20 protein-coding genes are annotated in these 18,797 nt (G+C 44.5%); 14 read left to right on the forward strand and 6 right to left on the reverse strand.

Annotation, left to right across the window (positions count from 1 at the left end):
- Positions 1-40 precede the first annotated feature (40 nt).
- The 10 genes from F8R13_RS05210 (at position 41) to F8R13_RS05255 (ending at position 10,544) form a co-directional block, all read left to right on the forward strand.
- Positions 41-1,126: an iron-containing alcohol dehydrogenase family protein gene (locus tag F8R13_RS05210; RefSeq protein WP_152832297.1), complete on the forward strand. Its 1,086-nt coding sequence runs from the start codon at positions 41-43 to the stop codon at positions 1,124-1,126.
- Between the two features lie 142 nt (positions 1,127-1,268).
- Positions 1,269-2,015: a 3-deoxy-manno-octulosonate cytidylyltransferase gene (gene kdsB, locus F8R13_RS05215; protein WP_152832299.1), complete on the forward strand. Its 747-nt coding sequence runs from the start codon at positions 1,269-1,271 to the stop codon at positions 2,013-2,015.
- 23 nt (positions 2,016-2,038) lie between these two features.
- A complete protein-coding gene (locus F8R13_RS05220; protein WP_253806355.1) occupies positions 2,039-3,280 on the forward strand; it encodes a 3-deoxy-D-manno-octulosonic acid transferase in 1,242 nt (413 codons plus the stop codon).
- 132 nt (positions 3,281-3,412) lie between these two features.
- Positions 3,413-3,637: a DNA-directed RNA polymerase subunit omega gene (gene rpoZ / locus F8R13_RS05225; protein ID WP_152832301.1), complete on the forward strand. Its 225-nt coding sequence runs from the start codon at positions 3,413-3,415 to the stop codon at positions 3,635-3,637.
- A gap of 23 nt (positions 3,638-3,660) precedes the next feature.
- Positions 3,661-5,820: a bifunctional (p)ppGpp synthetase/guanosine-3',5'-bis(diphosphate) 3'-pyrophosphohydrolase gene (locus tag F8R13_RS05230; RefSeq protein ID WP_152832304.1), complete on the forward strand. Its 2,160-nt coding sequence runs from the start codon at positions 3,661-3,663 to the stop codon at positions 5,818-5,820.
- A 127-nt stretch (positions 5,821-5,947) separates the two neighbouring features.
- A complete protein-coding gene (locus tag F8R13_RS05235; protein WP_253806356.1) occupies positions 5,948-6,337 on the forward strand; it encodes an STAS/SEC14 domain-containing protein in 390 nt (129 codons plus the stop codon).
- Positions 6,338-6,460: 123 nt separating this feature from the next.
- Positions 6,461-6,847 (forward strand): RidA family protein, encoded by a 387-nt coding sequence (locus tag F8R13_RS05240; RefSeq protein WP_152832308.1) that lies wholly within the window; start codon positions 6,461-6,463, stop codon positions 6,845-6,847.
- A gap of 18 nt (positions 6,848-6,865) precedes the next feature.
- Positions 6,866-7,777 carry a TraB/GumN family protein gene (locus F8R13_RS05245; protein ID WP_152832310.1) on the forward strand — a complete coding sequence of 304 codons (912 nt, stop codon included), beginning with the start codon at positions 6,866-6,868 and terminating at the stop codon, positions 7,775-7,777.
- Positions 7,778-7,871: 94 nt separating this feature from the next.
- Complete coding sequence (gene recG / locus F8R13_RS05250) at positions 7,872-9,965, forward strand: ATP-dependent DNA helicase RecG (RefSeq protein ID WP_152832312.1); 2,094 nt, start codon at positions 7,872-7,874, stop codon at positions 9,963-9,965.
- Between the two features lie 69 nt (positions 9,966-10,034).
- Positions 10,035-10,544: a chorismate lyase gene (locus F8R13_RS05255; RefSeq protein WP_256370040.1), complete on the forward strand. Its 510-nt coding sequence runs from the start codon at positions 10,035-10,037 to the stop codon at positions 10,542-10,544.
- On the opposite strand, the gene F8R13_RS05260 is transcribed toward F8R13_RS05255, so the two are convergent.
- Both F8R13_RS05260 and F8R13_RS05265 read right to left on the reverse strand, forming a co-directional pair.
- Positions 10,541-11,251, reverse strand: a complete 711-nt coding sequence (locus F8R13_RS05260) for a hypothetical protein (protein WP_152832316.1) — start codon at positions 11,249-11,251, stop codon at positions 10,541-10,543. The genes F8R13_RS05255 and F8R13_RS05260 overlap by 4 nt on opposite strands.
- A 2-nt stretch (positions 11,252-11,253) precedes the next feature.
- Complete coding sequence (locus tag F8R13_RS05265; protein ID WP_152832318.1) at positions 11,254-11,826, reverse strand: RNA polymerase sigma factor; 573 nt, start codon at positions 11,824-11,826, stop codon at positions 11,254-11,256.
- A gap of 220 nt (positions 11,827-12,046) precedes the next feature.
- On the opposite strand from F8R13_RS05265, the gene F8R13_RS05270 reads away from it, so the two are divergent.
- The 3 genes from F8R13_RS05270 (at position 12,047) to F8R13_RS05280 (ending at position 14,415) form a co-directional block, all read left to right on the forward strand.
- Entirely contained in the window at positions 12,047-12,505 is a 459-nt protein-coding gene (locus tag F8R13_RS05270; protein ID WP_152832320.1) for a DsrE family protein, read from the forward strand.
- A gap of 35 nt (positions 12,506-12,540) precedes the next feature.
- Positions 12,541-13,020 (forward strand): DsrE family protein, encoded by a 480-nt coding sequence (locus tag F8R13_RS05275; protein ID WP_152832322.1) that lies wholly within the window; start codon positions 12,541-12,543, stop codon positions 13,018-13,020.
- A gap of 96 nt (positions 13,021-13,116) precedes the next feature.
- Entirely contained in the window at positions 13,117-14,415 is a 1,299-nt protein-coding gene (locus tag F8R13_RS05280; protein WP_152832324.1) for a porin, read from the forward strand.
- A gap of 69 nt (positions 14,416-14,484) precedes the next feature.
- On the opposite strand, the gene F8R13_RS05285 is transcribed toward F8R13_RS05280, so the two are convergent.
- The gene (locus tag F8R13_RS05285; RefSeq protein ID WP_152832326.1) at positions 14,485-15,564 is read right to left on the reverse strand and encodes a hypothetical protein; all 1,080 of its coding nucleotides are present in this window, start codon (positions 15,562-15,564) and stop codon (positions 14,485-14,487) included.
- Positions 15,565-15,607: 43 nt separating this feature from the next.
- Here F8R13_RS05285 and F8R13_RS05290 point away from each other — a divergent pair, with 43 nt between their 5' ends.
- Entirely contained in the window at positions 15,608-16,135 is a 528-nt protein-coding gene (locus F8R13_RS05290; RefSeq protein WP_152832328.1) for a hypothetical protein, read from the forward strand.
- A gap of 14 nt (positions 16,136-16,149) precedes the next feature.
- Here the strand turns inward: F8R13_RS05290 and ubiA are convergent, their stop codons facing one another.
- Genes ubiA through glmU form a run of 3 tightly spaced genes read right to left on the reverse strand, consistent with a single transcriptional unit; the run spans position 16,150 to position 18,701 of the window.
- On the reverse strand, positions 16,150-17,013 hold the full coding sequence (ubiA, locus tag F8R13_RS05295) for a 4-hydroxybenzoate octaprenyltransferase (protein ID WP_152832331.1): 864 nt from the start codon (positions 17,011-17,013) through the stop codon (positions 16,150-16,152).
- 2 nt (positions 17,014-17,015) lie between these two features.
- Positions 17,016-17,285: a hypothetical protein gene (locus F8R13_RS05300; RefSeq protein WP_152832333.1), complete on the reverse strand. Its 270-nt coding sequence runs from the start codon at positions 17,283-17,285 to the stop codon at positions 17,016-17,018.
- A 42-nt stretch (positions 17,286-17,327) separates the two neighbouring features.
- Positions 17,328-18,701, reverse strand: a complete 1,374-nt coding sequence (gene glmU, locus F8R13_RS05305) for a bifunctional UDP-N-acetylglucosamine diphosphorylase/glucosamine-1-phosphate N-acetyltransferase GlmU (RefSeq protein ID WP_152832335.1) — start codon at positions 18,699-18,701, stop codon at positions 17,328-17,330.
- Positions 18,702-18,797: the final 96 nt, after the last annotated feature.

The following is an 18,797-nucleotide window of genomic DNA, read 5'->3' on the forward strand; positions in this document are numbered from 1 at the left end:
TGCAACTAAAAACGTACTAAAAACGTAAGGGATAACACACATGAAACATCGTAACTTTAAGACCGTTCCTAGAATCATTTTCGGTCGCGGCGCATTTGACCAGTTGGACGAAGTGCTGGCTGAACAGCGACAATCCTCCAAAGATCTAGTGGTCTTTTTAGTTGACGAAATTCATAAAGATAGACCTTTGGGTCAACGTATCCCTAAACATGACCAAGATATGTTGATTTGGTTGGACGTGACTGACGAGCCAAAGACAACTTATGTAGATGCTTTGACAGAGCAAGTGCAAGCTTACTGCCGTGAACACAATGACGGTAATGCTCCGGTGAGCATTATCGGTATTGGTGGTGGCTCTTCAATGGATATCGCTAAAGCAGTTGCACTATTATTGACGAACCCAGGTGGTGCGGCACTCTATCAAGGTTGGGATCTTATCAAAAACCCAGCGGTTCACCATGTGGGCATTCCTACTATCTCAGGAACAGGTGCTGAAGCATCTCGTACCACCGTACTGACAGGTCCTGAAAAGAAGCTGGGGATGAACTCAGACTACACGGTTTTCGACCAAATCATTATGGACCCAGACTTGGTTGCAGGCGTTGAAAAGAACCAATGGTTCTACACAGGTATGGATTGCTACATTCATAACGTAGAAGCCTTAAACGGTACTTATATCAATGAATTCGCGCGCGCATTTGGAGACCAATCCAGCCAACTTTGTCATGAAGTTTTCCTGGAAGATCACCCTGAATCTGAAGAGAAATTGATGATGGCCTCTTACATGGGGGGACAATCTATCGCTTACAGTCAAGTAGGTGCGTGTCATGCACTTTCATACGGTCTTTCTTATGTTCTTGGCTACCACCATGGTATTGGTAACTGTATTGCGTTTAACGTTTTGGATGATTTCTACCCAGAAGGCGTCGCTACTTTCCGTAAAATGATGGAAAAACACAATATCGACCTACCGACAAATGTTTGTGCGAACCTAACCGATGCACAAATGAACAAGATGATTGAAGTCTGTTCCGGTATGGCGCCACTTTGGGATAACGTCTACGGCCCAAGCTGGAAAGAGAAAGTAACACCGGAATTATTACGCGGTCTCTACGAAAAAATGTAAATTTAACTTCCTCGTTTTGCGCTTAGCTTTGTTAGCCCTTCAGTCATTGAGTTTTACTCAACTCCTTCAGGCCTGCCTTGCTAAGCATCAAAACGAGAGTGTTAAATAGATTACTCAATCTCATAAGGGTCATCGTGAATTTATGAAAACCTATGTATTTATCCCAGCACGTTACGGATCTTCCCGTTTACCGGGCAAACCTCTTAAGCTAATCAATGGCAAACCGATGATTCAGCATGTTTTCGAACGCATTTCCAAAGCACAGGGCATTGAAGCGGTTTATGTTGCAACCGATGATGACCGCATCAAAACGGCCGTTGAGGATTTCGGCGGTAACGTAATTATGACACCTCCAGAAGCGGAGTCAGGTACAGACCGTATTGCGCAAGCCGCTGCACAACTTCAACTTCAGCCAGATGATTTGATTGTGAACGTACAGGGCGACCAACCTCTGGTGCACTCGGAGTCGATTGAAGCGGTTATCTCACCATTCATGGACAGCAATTATGATGGCAGCTTTGAAATGTCGACCCTGTCTTTCAAAATCGTCAATGAAGCCGAAATCACCAGCCCTAAGGATGTTAAGCTCGTCACAGATGTGAATGGTTTTGCGCTGTATTTTTCACGCGCGACCATTCCTCATGGTAGAGATTATTGGGATCATGATTCCTTTAAACACTTGGGCGTTTATGCCTATACCAAACGCTTTGTAGATGCTTTTAACCAGCTACCGATGGGTCGCCTGGAAAACATTGAGAAGTTGGAACAACTGCGTGCATTAGAGTTTGGTCACAAAATCAAAGTCGTTGAAAGCCTTTGGGATTCGCCAGAAGTGGATGTTCCTGGTGATATCGAAATCATGGAAGCCTTGCTGAACGCAGGACATTAATCTCCAAACCCAATAGGCTAATTATGCTGATTTATCAATTATTGATTCGCTTACTAAGCCCATTGGTACTATTCCTCATCATTTCAGACGCCATTAAAAAACATGGTGGATGGATTTTCTTTCTGCAGCGCTTTGGCTTTGGCTACAAAAAACCGCAACACACTTCGTCACCTATCTGGATTCATTGCGCCTCGGTAGGAGAAGTCAAAGCGGCAGAACCTTTAATTCGTCGCTTACTGCCGGAAGCAAGGATTCTGGTAACCACCAACACGCCAACGGGTTATACACTCATTCAAGCTCTATTCAAGCAGAACATTTCCTGTGCCTATTGTCCGCTGGACTACCCCTATGCGATTAGACGCCTTCTCAGAACTTATACACCCGAAAAACTCTGGGTTATTGAGACAGAAATCTGGCCAAACCTTTATCATCTCGCGCATAAAAACAGCATTGAAATCAGCCTATTGAATGCCCGCCTTTCTAAAAAGACACTCAACAGCCCTGCATGGCTAAAACAGTCCTACAAAAAAACGCTGTCCTTAGTAACACACTTGTTGGTTAGAAACAGTCAGGAAGCAGAGCATTTTCAACAATTGCAAGCACCAAAAAACGCCATTCAAGTGGTAGGTAACCTTAAGTTCGCCGCCATCGACAAAACGGCAAAAGCAGAGTGCCCTGTTGGCCGACCTTATGTATTACTGGCTTCCAGCCATGACAATGAGGAAGCGGAGATCGCCCAGCGTTGGTTAGCCTTGCACAGACCTGAGTTGTTGGTCATTGTGCCTAGACACCCGAAAAGAGCGGAGCAAATAGTCAATTCGCTGCCTTTGAATCGAAACCAAATCAGTGTCCACAGCTTAGGCGAAAGCATTCATGCCAGAACCTTGGTTTATATTGACGACCGCATTGGTGCCCTTACCCCTTTCTATTGCCATGCTAAATTGGTAGTCATGGGCGGCGCTTTTGCACCCAAGGGAGGGCACAACGTATTAGAGCCGGCTGCATGCGGTGTAGCTATCTTGACTGGACCGGACATGTCGGACTTTGAGGCAGAAACAGAACTGCTGAAAAAACATAATGCCTTGTTGCAATGCTCTGACTACGACAGCTTATTCTCTGAACTTAGTCGAATCATTGATGCGGATGATGAGCGTCAACAAATGGGCGCTGCCGCTAAACAGGCACTACAAGATCAAACGCATATACTGGAAGATTATTTGCAAATTCTTGCGCCAAAACTTTCTTTGTCGCCTGCTAAAGCATAAAATAAACCAGAAAAGTTACGACTTGTGTCGTTATCACATATACAATTGTTTTCAAATTCGTTAAAATAGTAGTTTACGCAAAAATTTGCGGATAAAGATTCCTAGTAAGGCAACACAATCAAAGGCAATAAAATGGCTCGTGTAACAGTAGAAGACTGCTTAGACCAAGTTGAAAATCGTTTTGAATTGGTTATCTTGGGTGCAAAACGCGCTCGTCAACTTTCTTACGGTGCGGAACCGACTCTAGAGTGGGACAGAGACAAGCCTACCGTCATGGCGCTTCGCGAACTAGCGGACAACACCATTGACAAAGAAGTGGTTATGTCTGACCCAGATACCCCTCCTTATTTCGGTTAATCGGACTCCTTCAGCTCTCGCCAATGCCAACACCAACCAGTATCGATGGTTTATTAGAAAAGGCGTCGCTTTACCTAAGCAAAAAGCAGGTTAAGCAAATTCAGGCAGCATTTGAATTTGGAGCTGAAGCCCATCAAGGGCAAACTCGAAAATCCGGTGGGGATTACATATGGCACCCAATAGCGGTTGCTGAAATTCTCGCCGAAATCCAACTTGATTGCGAAAGCCTCATCGCAGCGATTCTTCACGATGTTGTAGAAGACACCCCCTTCACCAAAGAAGATATTGAACAAAAATTCGGACATAATGTTGCTGAAATTGTCGATGGTGTCACCAAGCTCGGAAAACTCGAATTCGACAACCCGCAAGAAGCTCAGGCTGAAAACTTCAGAAAAATGATTCTGGCAATGTCGCGAGATATACGCGTCATCCTCATCAAACTTGCCGACCGCCTGCACAATATGCGAACCCTTGGCGTCATGCGCCCGGAAAAACAACGCCGCATTGCCCGAGAAACCTTAGAAATTTTTGCACCAATTGCTGCCAGGTTGGGGATTAACGCCTTCCGTATCGAGTTGGAAGACCTCGGCTTTAAAGCCATGTACCCAAATCGTTACTCCGTGCTGGAACGCGCCGTAAAAAAAGCGCGAGGCAACCGAAATGAAGTCGTAAACCAAATCAGTGAAGCCATCACCAACCGCTTGGTCGACGATAAGATTCCTGCACAGGTTGTCGGACGGGAAAAACATTTGTACAGCTTGTACAAAAAGATGAAATATAAAAATCTTAGCTTTGATGAGATTTTGGATATTTTTGCCTTCCGTGTCGTGGTCAATAGTGTCGATGAATGTTATCGCGTACTGGGCAGTGTTCACTCGCTTTACAAACCTTTCCCGGGTCGTTTCAAAGACTATATCGCCATCCCAAAATCCAACGGATACCAATCACTACACACGGTACTGTTCGGACCTTTTGGCGCCTATATCGAAGTGCAAATACGTACCAAAGAAATGCATGAAGTCTCCGAACACGGTATTGCAGCCCATTGGATTTACAAAAATGATCAAACCGAAGAAGGACAGGCCACTCAACACCGCCTGAACGCCGTCGAAATCAGAGCGCAGGAATGGGTGAAAAACCTATTGGAAATCCAGCAAAGCGCGGGGAACTCTCTCGACTTCCTAGAAAACGTGAAAATCGACCTATTCCCAAGCGTCATCTATGTCTTCACACCAAAAGGAGAGATTGTCACGCTACCTGCTGGTTCCACTGCCGTTGACTTTGCCTATGCGGTGCATACCAGCGTTGGACATTCAACAGTTGGCTGTCGTGTCGATAAAAAACTGGTACCCTTGAGAACCCATTTGGAAAGCGGACAAACCGTTGAAATCTTGAGAAGCCAAGAACAACAGCCTAACCCTGCATGGCTACATTTTGTCACCACGGCCAAAGCGCGCTCTCAGATTCGTCACTTCCTCAAAACACAGCAAACAGAGTCTGCGGCGAGTCTTGGTAAACGCTTACTGACAAAAGCCATTCGCAGCTTCAATATGTCTTACCAAGGACTAACGGAAGAAGTCCAACAAAAAGTGGTCGAAGAGCTTAAGCTGAACAGCTGGGATCATTTGCTGGAAGAAATCGGTTTAGGCCAACGATTGGCCAACCTGGTCGCCAAGCAAATCCATGACCTGCTACTTGGTACGGAAGACTCAATATTCCATTATCAAGGGAAAATCGACCCTACAATGCCATTGGTTATTTCCGGCACAGAAGGCATGGTCGTCAATTACGCAAACTGTTGTCATCCGATTCCTGGAGACGATATTCTTGGGTTTATCAGTGCTGAAAAAGGACTGGTGATTCATCGTCAAGAGTGTCCTAACGTCAAGAACTTCAAAAACCATCCTGAAAAATGGCTCGACGTTCACTGGGAAGAAAACATCACCCAAACATTCAATGTCGAACTACAAATTGAAGTACTGAACGGGCGCGGCGCCCTGGCGACTGTTGCCAGCAAAATCGCTGAGATGAAAACCGATATCGACCGTGTGCGCTCCGAAGATAAAGACGAGACTTACAGCTTGATGAATATCGTCATCCGTGTTCGCACCCGTAAGCATCTGGCCGACATCATGCGTAAATTAAAACGCCTGCCAATCGTTGAAAAAATTCATCGCATTTAACCCCTCTCCCTTCTGTATTTTAAACGTCACTTTTCATTCATTTTTATTAACTTGAAGCTAAAAACCTCTGTCTTCTATAATGAAGTTTCCTGTTTTATCACTACCGGAACTTTGTTCAAAGGAGATCATGATGACAACAGAAATTCACGGCCTTTCTATCGGCATTGCCAGAATCGACAATCAGTTTTTCATGACCTTGACTGCCAAGGGAAAACTGACACACGAAGACTATCAACTTATCACCCCAATGCTTAATCATGCCATTGAAGGTATCGACCAGCCCAAGATTAATCTTTTTGTCGACGCGACCGAATTGCAGGGATGGGAGCTACACGCTGCCTGGGATGATTTCAAACTGGGCATGACGCATGGTAAATCTTTTGAAAAGATCGCTATCTATGGCAATAAGAAATGGCAGGAATGGGCGGCTAAAATCGGTTCCTGGTTCATTGGCGGAGAAGCCAAGTTTTTTGAAAACCGAAAGGATGCCCTCCAGTGGTTACATGACGCCGCATAATACGACTTGGTGATCAAACCAAAGAAAAAGGTCGCACTACCCAACCTGGCAGATTTTCGCTAGAATGAAGACCTTATAGATGCCGCTCAAACAAGTGGCGTGACGATTGATAAAGGACAGTTCATGAAAGAAGTTATTGCAACCGATAAAGCACCTCAAGCCATCGGCACCTATTCCCAAGCAGTTCGTACCGGTTCTACCGTTTACCTATCCGGACAAATTGCGTTGATTCCAGAAACCATGGAACTGAAAGAAGGGGAGATTTCAGAACGCATTCATCAGGTTTTCAAAAATCTGAGTGCCGTCTGTGAAGCTGCTGGCGGAAGCTTGCAAGACATCGTCAAACTCAATATCTTCTTAACGGATTTAAGCCACTTCGCAACGGTCAATGAAATCATGGCACAGTACTTTGAACAGCCTTATCCAGCACGCGCTGCCGTTGGCGTGAAAGAGCTTCCAAAAGGCACTGACGTCGAAATGGACGGCGTCATGTATTTGAGCGCCTACTAACGCCTAGAGAGTCGCTTCGTGAGCTTCCTGCCCAGAATAAACCACCTCTTTATCAAGTGGCTACTACTGGCCTGCCTACTGGGCACCGCCAATAGTGTTTGGGCAAAAGCTTTCGTATGGAAAGTCTCGAAAGACAACCGTGTTGTTTACTTGGGTGGAGCAATTCACTTACTCGCTCAGTCCGACTACCCGCTTCCCAAGGAATACGAATTCGCCTACCAGAGTTCAAAAGCATTGGTTTTCGAAGTCGATCTGCGCCAAACGCAAACACCGAGCTTCCAACAACACCTGTTGATGCAAATGCGCTATCCCTATGGGGAAACACTACAACAACACCTTTCCCCTTCGGTCTACAAAAAACTGACATCGCAACTTAAAAGCTACGGTGTTGATATCAATAAAATCCGCAATTATCGAGCAAGCTTGATGTCGATGAACCTCACCCTGCTTGAAATGAAACGATTGGGGTTAGCGGGAACAGGCGTTGATAAGTACTTTCTTGAAAAAGCCATCCAACACCAAAAACCGATTTTGGCGCTAGAAACGCCAAAACAACATTTGCTCTTCATGAGCTCAATGGGGGAAGGCCATGAAAACGCCATGATTCTTCATACCCTCGAAGAAAACACCCACCTTGGTCAAATCATGCGCTCAATGAAACAGTTTTGGCGCGCCGGTGATGTGGCAGGGTTTGACCGCACCGTACTCAAACCTTTTGAAACCGACTTTCCATCTATCTACCACGCCATCATTGTTGAACGTAATCAAAACTGGCTGCCCAAAATTGAATACATGATTCACACCCCGCCTACTGAGTTCATCTTAGTCGGCACACTTCACCTTGTTGGCAAACATGGTTTGCTGGAACAGCTCAAACGCAAAGGCTACCAAGTTCAGCAGCTCGACTTCAAACCACCTAAGCAATCGTAAAATCTACCAGGTTGGGGTAATTCACACCGCTGTCCGCTAGGTTCTCTACGCCTAAGTTTGATAGAATGCCAATGTCCTAACTAAAGAAAATACTATGCTTGCTGAACAAACCCTAACGTCCTTAAAAGGCGTTGGCGAAAAACAACTCGAAAAACTCCATCGACTCGGGCTTCACACAGTTCAGGACTTACTGTTTCATCTGCCGCTACGTTATCAAGATAAAACCAAACTCACGCCGTTATCCAACCTCTTCGTCGGTCAAGAAGCGCTGGTAGAAGGCGAAATCATCAGCCAACACCTAACACAGAGCCGCAACACCAGCTTATTGGTCAAAATTGTCGATGCCGAAGGCAATTTGCTTACCTGCCGATTCTTTCACTTCCACTACCGTCAGGCACAACAATTTAAACGAGGGCTGATCCTCAGAGCTTATGGCGAAGTCCGTTCCGGGCCAACCGGCTTAGAGATGGTTCACCCCACCTATCAACTCTTCGCCGCGGACAAGCCGCCTGCCTTAGAAGATACGCTGTCCCCCATTTACCCAACGACCGAAGGCTTAGGACAACCCTCGCTGCTAAAGTTGATGACGCAAGCCGTCGCCCTGTTGAAGCAATATCCATTGGACGAAGGTATTCCCAATGAATTACTGGACTCTCTACAGCTCCCGGGTATCAATCAAGCACTACTGACTTTGCACCAACCTCAGCCGGAAGACGACCTTTTCCAAATCAAGCAATTTGAACACCCTGCTCAAAAGCGTCTGATTTTAGAAGAACTCATGACCTCACAAATGAGCCTGTTGTTGATGCGCCAATCGGAAAAGAAATACGATGCGCCCGTTTTCACTGTTGGCGAAAAGAGCCAAGCTTTACTGGCTAACCTCCCATTTGAACTCACCCAAGCGCAACAACGTGTGCTAAATGAAATTCAACAGGATCTGGCATTACCGCACCCCATGCAGCGTCTTGTTCAGGGGGATGTCGGCTCTGGAAAAACCGTTATTGCGGCGCTTGCCGCTATTCAAGCCGCCGAGGCAGGCTATCAAGTGGCTATTATGGCGCCGACCGAGATTCTGGCTGAACAACACCGCAATCACTTCATGGAATGGCTGATTCCACTTGGCATTGACGTCGCTTGGCTAAACGGCAGAATGAAGGCCGCAGAAAAAAGACTCATGCTTGGCAAAGTATCTTCAGGAGAAGCACAAGTCATTATCGGGACACATGCGCTATTTCAGGAAAGCGTTGAATTCCATCGATTAGGCTTAGTGATTATTGATGAACAGCACCGTTTCGGCGTTCACCAGCGGCTCGCACTTCATGAAAAAGGCAAAGCGAGCAATGAGTCTTCAGAAAATGAAAACCACCCTCATCAACTGATTATGACCGCCACCCCTATTCCCAGAACACTCGCGATGACCGCTTATGGTGATCTGGACTTGTCCGTTATTGACGAATTACCACCTGGAAGAAAACCGATTGAGACTGCGGTATTAAGCAATGCAAAACGCTTTGAGGTCATGGAGCATTTAGTCGCGCAATGCCAACAAGGTGTTCAAGCCTATTGGGTTTGCCCTTTAATCGAGGAGTCAGAGTTACTGCATGCCCAAGCCGCCGAAGTAACGGCGCAGCAATTCAAAGACAATTGGCCGGATTTAAAGGTCGGGCTGATTCATGGCCGTTTGAAAGGAGACGAAAAAGCGACGGTCATGAATGCTTTTCAGCAACACGATATTGATCTATTGGTCGCCACCACGGTGATTGAAGTGGGGGTTAATGTCCCAAATGCCAGCCTGATGATTATCGAAAACGCCGAACGCCTTGGCCTTGCACAATTGCACCAGCTTAGAGGACGTGTCGGGCGGGGTTCCAAACAAAGCCATTGTGTCTTACTCTACCAGCCACCATTGAGTGAAACAGGCAAGGCTCGCTTGAATATTATGAGAGAAACCAATGATGGCTTTAGAATCGCCGAAGAAGATTTAAAACTTCGCGGACCAGGAGAAATACTGGGAACAAGACAGACAGGCGGCATACAATTCCGCATTGCCGACTTAAAGCGGGACCAAGAGTGGATTGCCACGGCAAAACATTTGGCGGAAACTTTTTTACATAGTGCAAGCAATGAACAAATCACCGTCTTACAAACCCGCTGGCATGGCGAGCGGCTTGCCTATCAAAGAGCCTAAGCGTTTATGATACAGCCTGCTAAAACCCTCAGCCCCAAATGGTATGCCAAACCCTTAAAGCACAGGATGATGCTTACCAGAAGCCTGGAAGACTGGTTGTTTGATCCTTCTTCTCTAACGGCTAAGTTAAGACAAAAGTGCCCCGAACTATCGGTCAAAATCTTGTCTGAAAAATTGGAATACCCATTGCCTGATGAGCAACAACGCTTGAAAATGGCTCCCGGAGAAAAGGCATGGATCAGGATTGTGACACTCACCTGCGGCGAGTTGCCCTTGGTTTATGCCAGAACCATCATTCCCAACTTTCAACCGGGAAATCCCTGGTTTTCACTAAAGACATTGGGGCATACACCATTAGGACATGTTTTGTTCGCAAAGGATATCAAAAACCATTATTTCCGCTCGGAATTTGAATGCCAAGATCAACGAAAAATCTGGCCTTATCTTAGCACTAAGACTATTTTTTTATCAGAAAAAGGGAATAGATTAGCTTCTAGACGCTGCGAATTCTCCAAAAAAGGGAATTCGCTTTTATTGACTGAGGTGTTTTTACCCAACAGCTTACCGCTATTTGATTAAAACTTATGGTAGCTCCATCCGTGCTGCATTTTATCGACAATTTCGTCAACTGCAGTACGGTCTGACTCAACATTTGAAATCAACTTAATCGGATGTCCCGAATCGGCACGACGCTCCAAGGCACGCTTACAAGCAAGCAGCTTCAGATTGTCATACTTTTTCAGCATCTCAATAATTTCCGCTCGGTTTTTACTGGTCTGATCGAATAAATCAATTCCATGGTCATTTGCGACGATTTCAACCTGAGGCTTTGAAGCTGTTCCAGAGGTCTTTTCCAATAGCTGATTTGCGGTTTGCAACAAAGCTTGCACACGTGCAGGCTTGTCTGAATCAATATGTAAAATCACTTTTTTAGGTGCAAAATTATCTGCGACCAAGCTTGACGTTACATTTCCGGCTTGCAGTTCGCCAGTTTGGTGAGACGCCACAAACCCAAGCCCAAATGCCAACGTCAAAGAAGCCGCTACTGCCCAACGAGACCCCCAACCTTTGGAAGTTTGAACATTCAATTCCGGCATGGGTGGAATATCAATTTTCTGGTAGTGCTCCAAAATCTGTTGTTTGATCTTTCTGAGTTCGCAGACTTCTTCTTTTAATTCATCATCCTGACGCATTGCCTTTTCAAATGCATTTTTTTCTTTTGAAGAAAGGTCTCCATCAATGTAGGCATGCAGGTTTTGAACAGTAAATTTATCAAGTGCGTTCATGGCTATTTACTCTTCTTAAGACTCACCACATTATGATGATAATGTGGAATATATTTCTCACTTGTAACCAATTTTTTCAGCTTATCACGTGCTCGGGAAAGCCTACTCATAACGGTTCCCACTGGTATTTCCATGACCTCTGCCACTTCCTGATAGCTATAACCTTGCAGGTCAACCAAAATAATAATTTCCTTTTGATCGACAGGCAAACACCCTATCGCATCGTGGATATTTTGGATGGTCTGTTTTTTGATATACAACGTCTCAATCGATTCGGACTGCAACTCCTCCGAAAAGTCATCAACATCGACCTGTTGCCAACGTGAATTGTGACGACAGTTGTCATAAAACAGGTTATGCATCACTTTGCACAACCATCGATCAATGTTTTCAAAGCTGGTAATGGTCTCTGCTTTTTGCAACGACTTCAGCATAGTGTCCTGCACCAGATCCTGTGCAAGAGAACCATCCTGACACCAAGCATAAGCAATACGATAGAGGTTCGCATAATGCGACTCCAAAACCGCATGCAGCTTAGTTTGATTGTTTTTTTGTTTTATCCAAGTTCTTATCATTTTGATATCTTTAAAAATTCACTTTTTCCATCTTAGGCAAAAAAAAATTAGAGCACAAGCGATATTTTCAATATCAGAAAATAATGATTTTCTTAAATAAATGGCGCTGATTTATCCATAGAAAATTGCAGTGGAACAAAGTGGAATAAACCTCTCCTCCCCCCCGTTATTGCCATGAGTACTCAAAGTTTTACATTTCAACTAGAAGGAAACTGTGGTGATGAAATTTTTAACACGTTCGTTTATTTTGGGCTGGTTGTTCAGCCTGCTACTTTCGCCGATGGCGATGGCAGCGCAACAAGAAGCTCCACTACCTGATACCTTTGCCGCCCATAAAGTGGTATTGCAAATCAGTGACCCTGACCCTTTTAAGCAAACTTTGGTTCTCAATGTTGCTGGCAACCTAATGAAATATTACGGCCCTGAGAATGTTGATATCGAAGTCGTAGCTTTTGGCCCTGGCTTACGTTTGCTGATGAAAGGTAATGTAAACACGCCTCGCATCAAATCAATGATGAGTACTGGTATTCGCTTCAGTGCCTGTCAAAACACACTGAACAACTTTGCGAAAAAGCTTGGGTATACCCCAAAAATCATTGAAGGCGTACAAATGGTTCCAGCTGGTGCAGGAAGAATTCTGCAATTGAATGCTGCTGGTTACCAAATCCTTAAACCATAAAAAAATAATCTTAGGAGCAAGCAATGTTCAACAAAATGAAATTTTTTAAATTGATGTTTGGCTTACTGATTGCCGGTTTGGCAATGTCAGGCCCAGCTTCAGCAAACGAGCGTTACGGTGATCAAAAGGTGGTTTATCACATTAACTATGATGATCCTAAACACCAGGCAACCGTTTTGCATAACATTCAAAACAACATCAATGCCGTCGGCGCGGACCACATTACAGTCAAAGTGGTTCTGCACGGAAATGGATTATCTTTACTGTTACTTCCTAAAGCATTAAAGACTCATCCAAAATTTCGTACTGCAAATGCGACATCTGAAATGCAACAAAAAATTGACGCTTTAAAAATGCAAGGCGTGCAATTCGATGTTTGCGCCAACACGCTTAAAGGTAAAGCCGTGGACTATAAAAAAGATCTTTATGATGTAGATACCAAAGATGTTGTGCCAAGCGGCGTTGCTGAACTTGTTCGCCTACAACAACAAGGCTATGCCTACCTAAGACCCTAACTCATTGCAAGATATCGTCGCTAGTATGTTGCTTTATTTGTAGCAACATCAGGAGAACTTTATCTCAAAAGATTAAATTAAGAAGAGATGATACTTATGAAAACACAATTTATGAAAAAAGTACTTCCACTCGCTCTACTTGCAGCAACCGCTTCGACAACAGCACATGCAGCTAACTGGTTGATGCTACAAGGAACCGAACCCACCAATCAGGCACCTCGTGCAAAAGTTTGGGGAATCCTACAATTGGACTACCAGCAAACTGATGATACCAAGCTTAAAGCAGGGCCTTATGCAGGAAAGTCCGCAGCATTTAACCAAGTTGCACCTCAGCTGTCTTCTTCAAGCAGCTTTAATGTAAAACGTGCACGTATTGGGGTAAGAGGAAACAATTTCCCATTGGACTCCAAAATTAACTACTTCCTATTGGCGGAATTCGGTAACAACGGCATTACCACGGGCAAAAACGCTTCTCAAGGTCAGTTGACAGATGCCAGTGTCACCATCAACCACATTCCTGGTGCACGCATTCGTGTCGGTTTGTTCAAAACACCTGGCTCAGAAGAAGCGATGCAAGCGATTGGTGTTGCCAATTATGTTAACTTCAGCAATGTGACTGACCGCCTATTGTTGGAACGCTATTTTGATACATCATCTTCCGATACTCAGCGCAACGGGCCTGTTGGTGCTTTCCGTGATACCGGGGTAGAAGTTTTTGACAGCTTCAACCTAAAAGGCTGGGATACCAGTTATGCCGTGATGCTTGGTAACGGTAATGGCTTGGCAAGAGTCGACAACAATAAAAACAAAGATACCTATTTATATCTTTCTACCGAAAAAGTATTCGGTGACTCTAAAGGACCACGCCGCCATGGTCTGAAGTTCTACGTTTGGTCACAAAACGGTAAACGCACTATCGACAACACCGAGAAAAAGCGTGATCGTTCTGGATTAGGAACAACTTATTTTAATGGTAAATATCGTTTAGCTGCAGAATATGTAAATGCAGACGGCATGATCTACGGTGGAACCAAAGGGGGCGGAACGCCTGCTGATAGTGCAACATTCAACGTTCAGCCAGATCAGGCAGCCAATGGTTATCACGTTGACCTAGGGTACCGTGTCGTGCCAAAGGTTGAGTTGAACGTTCGTTATGACTATCTAGATAGCGGTACCAAAAATAACGCTAAATCTGGCACAAACAATGATGAAGAAAGGCAGTTTACGACCACTACTCTTGGCGCTCAATATTTCTTCAACAAAAAAACCACTTTGATTGCGAACTATGAGATTCGTGACATTAAAGCACCTGGCGCACCATCTTCTGCACCAGTGCATAAAATTCTAGACTCTCTGGACAATCGTATTGCCCTTCAATTGAGAGTCATTTACTAGTCTTGATTTTTTAATGCTTGTCTCTTAACCCTTTCCTGCTACTTCTATCTCCATTGGTAGCAGGCTTTTTTACTTTTCAAACTTCCTATCATAAAACTGCGCTTCAAACATAAAGGTAATATTGGGATCTGCTTGACGAAAAGCCGTATCCTGACTGAAGTCCACCCGCGGTTGAATCTCAAAGAATAACCATTTCTTATAAATACGTTCTCGCCAGTTGAATCCTATATGGTACGACGTTAAGTGCGGTCCAACATCCTTAGTATCCCAATCCCAACCAACATGATAGGCCACTGCACGATGCACGTTCATCGTCTGATAAAAATAGAAGGTCTGATGCAATTCATAGAATTGCTCTTTATCCCACCAAGTTCCTAGCGTCTCAGATCGAAATAAATTTTCATGGTTAAATTGATAGTCAAAAGTTTGCTTGGATGTCAGTCCAACCCCGTCATAACTTTCCCAAAATAAGTCTTGCACCATACGGCTGTAAATTTTATCGCTCAACTGCCATTTATAGGTCCCTTTGATACGCGCATAAGGATCGGGAGAAATACCTCTAAAATTCCAACCAAAACCGACAAATGACGACGTATAGTCCTTTACGTCCAACATATAACGCAATCCAACCGCTGTTGCCGTGTCATTATTGGCTGTTGCCGTCGCTGCGGTATTGCCGGAAACATTGGCATCCGAGCTGGCGTTTGCATAATCCTGTATGGAGTTTTCTGCCGACTGCACAATCATATTCCATCGTTTGTTGGTTCTTGGCAATGCGACTTTTGCTCGAAACTTCACTCTGGTATCAACCTTACCATTGGCATGGAGAGTAAGAGGTGTCATGATATCCAGGCGGCTGCCTTGCGTTCGGTCAAAATCTTCATCAGAACCAAAGAAGGCATCAGCAGACTCTCCCAAATCCTCTACGTAACCGCCCACCCAATTCTGAACTTTGTCTAGATAATTGAATGTCGAATTCATCAATGGGTTAGAAGTGCCTTCAAAAAAGTATTGTTTGTTATCGGATTGAGGAGAAGCCTTTTGGGTATCGGTATCTGAAGGAAGAAGCGTTGTATTGTTTTCAAGATTTGATGAAATTGAAGGCGATTTCGATTTCTCATTGCTTTTGGGCGTATCGGCACCTGCCAAACATGAGATCGGCCATATCAGACAAATGCCGAAACAGGTTATAATGCTTCTAACGAAAACCAACACCTTAATTATGTCCAATCAAATTAAACAAATACAAGCGCATTATCTCCCAATAGAAGACAGAATCCTGCTTAAGATTCATACCGATGACAAACAGGTATTCCATGCATGGTTGACCCGCCGTTATTTAAAATTATTGCTGCCTGCATTACAAGGCCAGCATCCACAAACAGGCGAAGCCCTTTTTAGCGAAAACGCACAAACTGAGATAGTTCAGCCAGCTGCCCTTGATGAAAGCCAGTTTAATCAGCCTTACGAACCGCCAGAAGCCGCTGATTTTCCTTTAGGGGAAGCGCCAATCCTTCTAAGCAAGATTACTTTCAAAGGGTTTGATACTGATGCGCCGCAATTAGCCCTTGAACCAGAAGAAGGGGCTGGCATCGCACTCAGTTATCAGCCATCTTTTGTCAAAGCGCTACTCACGATTATTCAGCAATCTGTCGCTAAGGCCGACTGGCAATTTGATAGCTTCATCCATCAAGCACCTGAAATTGGTACGCTACAATAATCACTGTTCTTGGCTTACCACTTATCAAACAGTGTACCCAACAGTAGCACCAATCCAACCCAATGATTGTTTAAAAAAGCATCAAACGCAGCTTTAGGATCATTTTTAGCCAATAAACGCTGGTGATACATGAACAACCCAAAAACAATCAGTAGCGCGGCATGATAACCCACTGCTAGATCAAATAACGCGCCAATCCAAATCAGCAATCCGAACATAATCAACTGGAAGAAACCTATCCAGAATCGCACATGTTCTCCAAACAATATTGCAGTAGAGCGAATACCTATTTTCAAATCGTCTTCTTTATCTCCTATGGCATAGGCGGTGTCATAGATCAGCGCCCAAATCATAATGGTGAGGAAAACAATCCAACTTTGCCAAGGCACATCGTTTTGTACCGCCGCAAAGGCCATAGGAATCGCCCAGGCAAATGCAGCACCTAAAAAAGCTTGCGGCCAGTAAGTATGGCGTTTCATAAAAGGATAGAGTGTCGCCAGTATCAGTGCGCCAATCGACAGGATAATCGTCAATTTATTCAGTAGCAGCACTAGCCCTAAGCTGAGTAGACACAGGGCAATAAAAAAACCTAGTGCCTGTTTTTCGGTAATTAATCCCGCTGCCAATGGGCGGTTGCAGGTTCGCTCCACGTGACCATCAAAATGACGATCTGCGTAGTCATTAATAATGCAGCCAGCTGAACGCATGGCAAATGCACCCAGAGTAAAAATAATGACCAGACTCATGGAAGGTAAGTGGTCTGCCGCAAGCACAAGTGCCCACAATGCAGGCCAAAGAACAAGATAAGTACCAATAGGTCGATCCAGTCTTGTCAACTGTATAAAAATCAGCCAGGTTTTCTTAGACAATAAGTGCATTGTTACCACTCGGACAATAATGCATCAATTAAAGGTTTTGCCTGTGGATTCATTTCTAAGTGCGATGCCTGAACACCTTGGTTTTCAGAGAAATGAAGCCAAACTTCTGCGGCCTTTTCTTCACCTTCAATAACGCATCGCCAATGCATGATGTATGCCCAACCGATAAACTCACTTTGGCCACCATCCTGAGAAACCATTTCCCATTGATTGTCTTTCATCAGCTTTTGAAAACTATCCGCTTGTGACGGCAGGATTTCTCGGTAAATCATGTCTGTTCCCTTTGTCGTTCAGCTACCCCAACCTGGCAGATTTTATGACTTCGCTTTCTTGATTGGCTTCTGCCAACCCTTGATCGTCAGTTGCTTGGAACGTGACAACGTCAACTCTCCCGATGGCGCGGTTTTGGTGATGGTTGAGCCTGCACCGATGGTCGCATCGTTCTCGATTTCAACAGGAGCCACCAGCTGAGTATCAGAGCCAACAAATACATTATCTCCAATCTTGGTTTGGTGCTTGTTAACGCCATCGTAGTTACAGGTGATGGTTCCGGCACCGATATTACAGTTTTGCCCCATCAGGGTATCGCCAACATAACTCAAATGATTGACCTTTGAACCGTAGCCAATAACGGCTTTTTTGGTTTCAACAAAATTGCCAATTTTCACTTTTTCCGCCAAGACGGTTCCTGGGCGAATACGTGCATAAGGCCCAATCACACAGTCTGCACCGATCTCGGCGCTGTCTAAATGAGAAAATGCTTCAATACTCACACCATCTGCTATCTCACAGTTCTTAACAATAGAGTTGGCGCCAATTCTTACGCCATCGCCCAGGCTGACTCTACCTTCAAAAACGACATTGACATCAATTTCAACATCTTGCCCAACAACCAATTCTCCGCGAACATCAATTCTTTCAGCATCAATCAGTGTCACGCCTTGTTCCATCAAATCAGCAGCCAAAGCTCGTTGATATTGACGCTCCAAATCCTGTAATTGTTGTTTGTTGTTAACCCCTAACACTTCCATCAAGCTGACTGGCTGAGCTGTTTCAACATGGAAGCCATCAGACACACACATGGCAATAATATCCGTTAAATAATATTCACCTTGCGCATTATCATTTGAAAGGTTGGAAAGCCATTGTTTAAGCCACTTTCCTTTTGCTGCCATGATGCCTGTGTTGATTTCTTTGATATGCTTCTGTTCGTTGGAAGCATCTTTTTCCTCAACAATTTCGGTGACTTGTTGGCGTTCATTTCGCACAATTCGTCCATATCCAGTGGCATCATCAAGGTTGGTCGTTAGTAATGCCAGAGGGGCTTGGTCGTTCAACTGTCCCAACAAACCTTCCAATGTTTCTTTTTTTGTTAGTGGAACATCACCATACAAAATCAGTACATCGTCTTCCTCCTGAAAATGATCTACTGCCTGCTGAACGGCATGACCGGTACCTAGCTGTTGTTGCTGTAAAACAAAGTGTAAATGTTCTGATTGAATGGCTTCTTTGACTTGATCTGCGCCATGACCAATCACAGCCAAAATATTGTCAGCACCTAGTCTTTCGGATGTGGCAACGACATGGGCCAGTAATGGCTTGCTTGCAAGTGGTTGAAGAACTTTCGGGAGTTTTGAGCGCATTCTTGTACCTTTGCCAGCAGCAAGAATAATAACTTTTAACGGCATAGACTTTCCTGTATAGGAGAATTTCTTAACTAAATGAGCCTATTATACAGAATGCTATGAAAGAGGTTTTAACAGGTATAAAAAAAGCGCCAAAAG

Origin of the sequence: Hydrogenovibrio sp. JE_KL2 (assembly GCF_009296185.1) — a bacterium.
Lineage (GTDB): Bacteria > Pseudomonadota > Gammaproteobacteria > Thiomicrospirales > Thiomicrospiraceae > Hydrogenovibrio.

Coding starts and splice junctions, on each gene's coding strand:
- F8R13_RS05235 (WP_253806356.1), top strand. CDS start 5,948: ATGATGACAACAGAAATTCACGGCCTTTCTATCGGCATTGCCAGAATC.
- F8R13_RS05220 (WP_253806355.1), top strand. CDS start 2,039: ATGCTGATTTATCAATTATTGATTCGCTTACTAAGCCCATTGGTACTA.
- F8R13_RS05300 (WP_152832333.1), bottom strand. CDS start 17,285: ATGATTTACCGAGAAATCCTGCCGTCACAAGCGGATAGTTTTCAAAAG.
- F8R13_RS05255 (WP_256370040.1), top strand. CDS start 10,035: ATGCTTACCAGAAGCCTGGAAGACTGGTTGTTTGATCCTTCTTCTCTA.
- F8R13_RS05265 (WP_152832318.1), bottom strand. CDS start 11,826: ATGATAAGAACTTGGATAAAACAAAAAAACAATCAAACTAAGCTGCAT.
- rpoZ (WP_152832301.1), top strand. CDS start 3,413: ATGGCTCGTGTAACAGTAGAAGACTGCTTAGACCAAGTTGAAAATCGT.
- recG (WP_152832312.1), top strand. CDS start 7,872: ATGCTTGCTGAACAAACCCTAACGTCCTTAAAAGGCGTTGGCGAAAAA.
- F8R13_RS05280 (WP_152832324.1), top strand. CDS start 13,117: ATGAAAACACAATTTATGAAAAAAGTACTTCCACTCGCTCTACTTGCA.
- glmU (WP_152832335.1), bottom strand. CDS start 18,701: ATGCCGTTAAAAGTTATTATTCTTGCTGCTGGCAAAGGTACAAGAATG.
- F8R13_RS05240 (WP_152832308.1), top strand. CDS start 6,461: ATGAAAGAAGTTATTGCAACCGATAAAGCACCTCAAGCCATCGGCACC.
- F8R13_RS05275 (WP_152832322.1), top strand. CDS start 12,541: ATGAAATTTTTTAAATTGATGTTTGGCTTACTGATTGCCGGTTTGGCA.
- F8R13_RS05230 (WP_152832304.1), top strand. CDS start 3,661: ATGCCAACACCAACCAGTATCGATGGTTTATTAGAAAAGGCGTCGCTT.
- F8R13_RS05270 (WP_152832320.1), top strand. CDS start 12,047: ATGAAATTTTTAACACGTTCGTTTATTTTGGGCTGGTTGTTCAGCCTG.
- F8R13_RS05260 (WP_152832316.1), bottom strand. CDS start 11,251: ATGAACGCACTTGATAAATTTACTGTTCAAAACCTGCATGCCTACATT.
- F8R13_RS05210 (WP_152832297.1), top strand. CDS start 41: ATGAAACATCGTAACTTTAAGACCGTTCCTAGAATCATTTTCGGTCGC.
- kdsB (WP_152832299.1), top strand. CDS start 1,269: ATGAAAACCTATGTATTTATCCCAGCACGTTACGGATCTTCCCGTTTA.
- ubiA (WP_152832331.1), bottom strand. CDS start 17,013: ATGCACTTATTGTCTAAGAAAACCTGGCTGATTTTTATACAGTTGACA.
- F8R13_RS05290 (WP_152832328.1), top strand. CDS start 15,608: ATGCTTCTAACGAAAACCAACACCTTAATTATGTCCAATCAAATTAAA.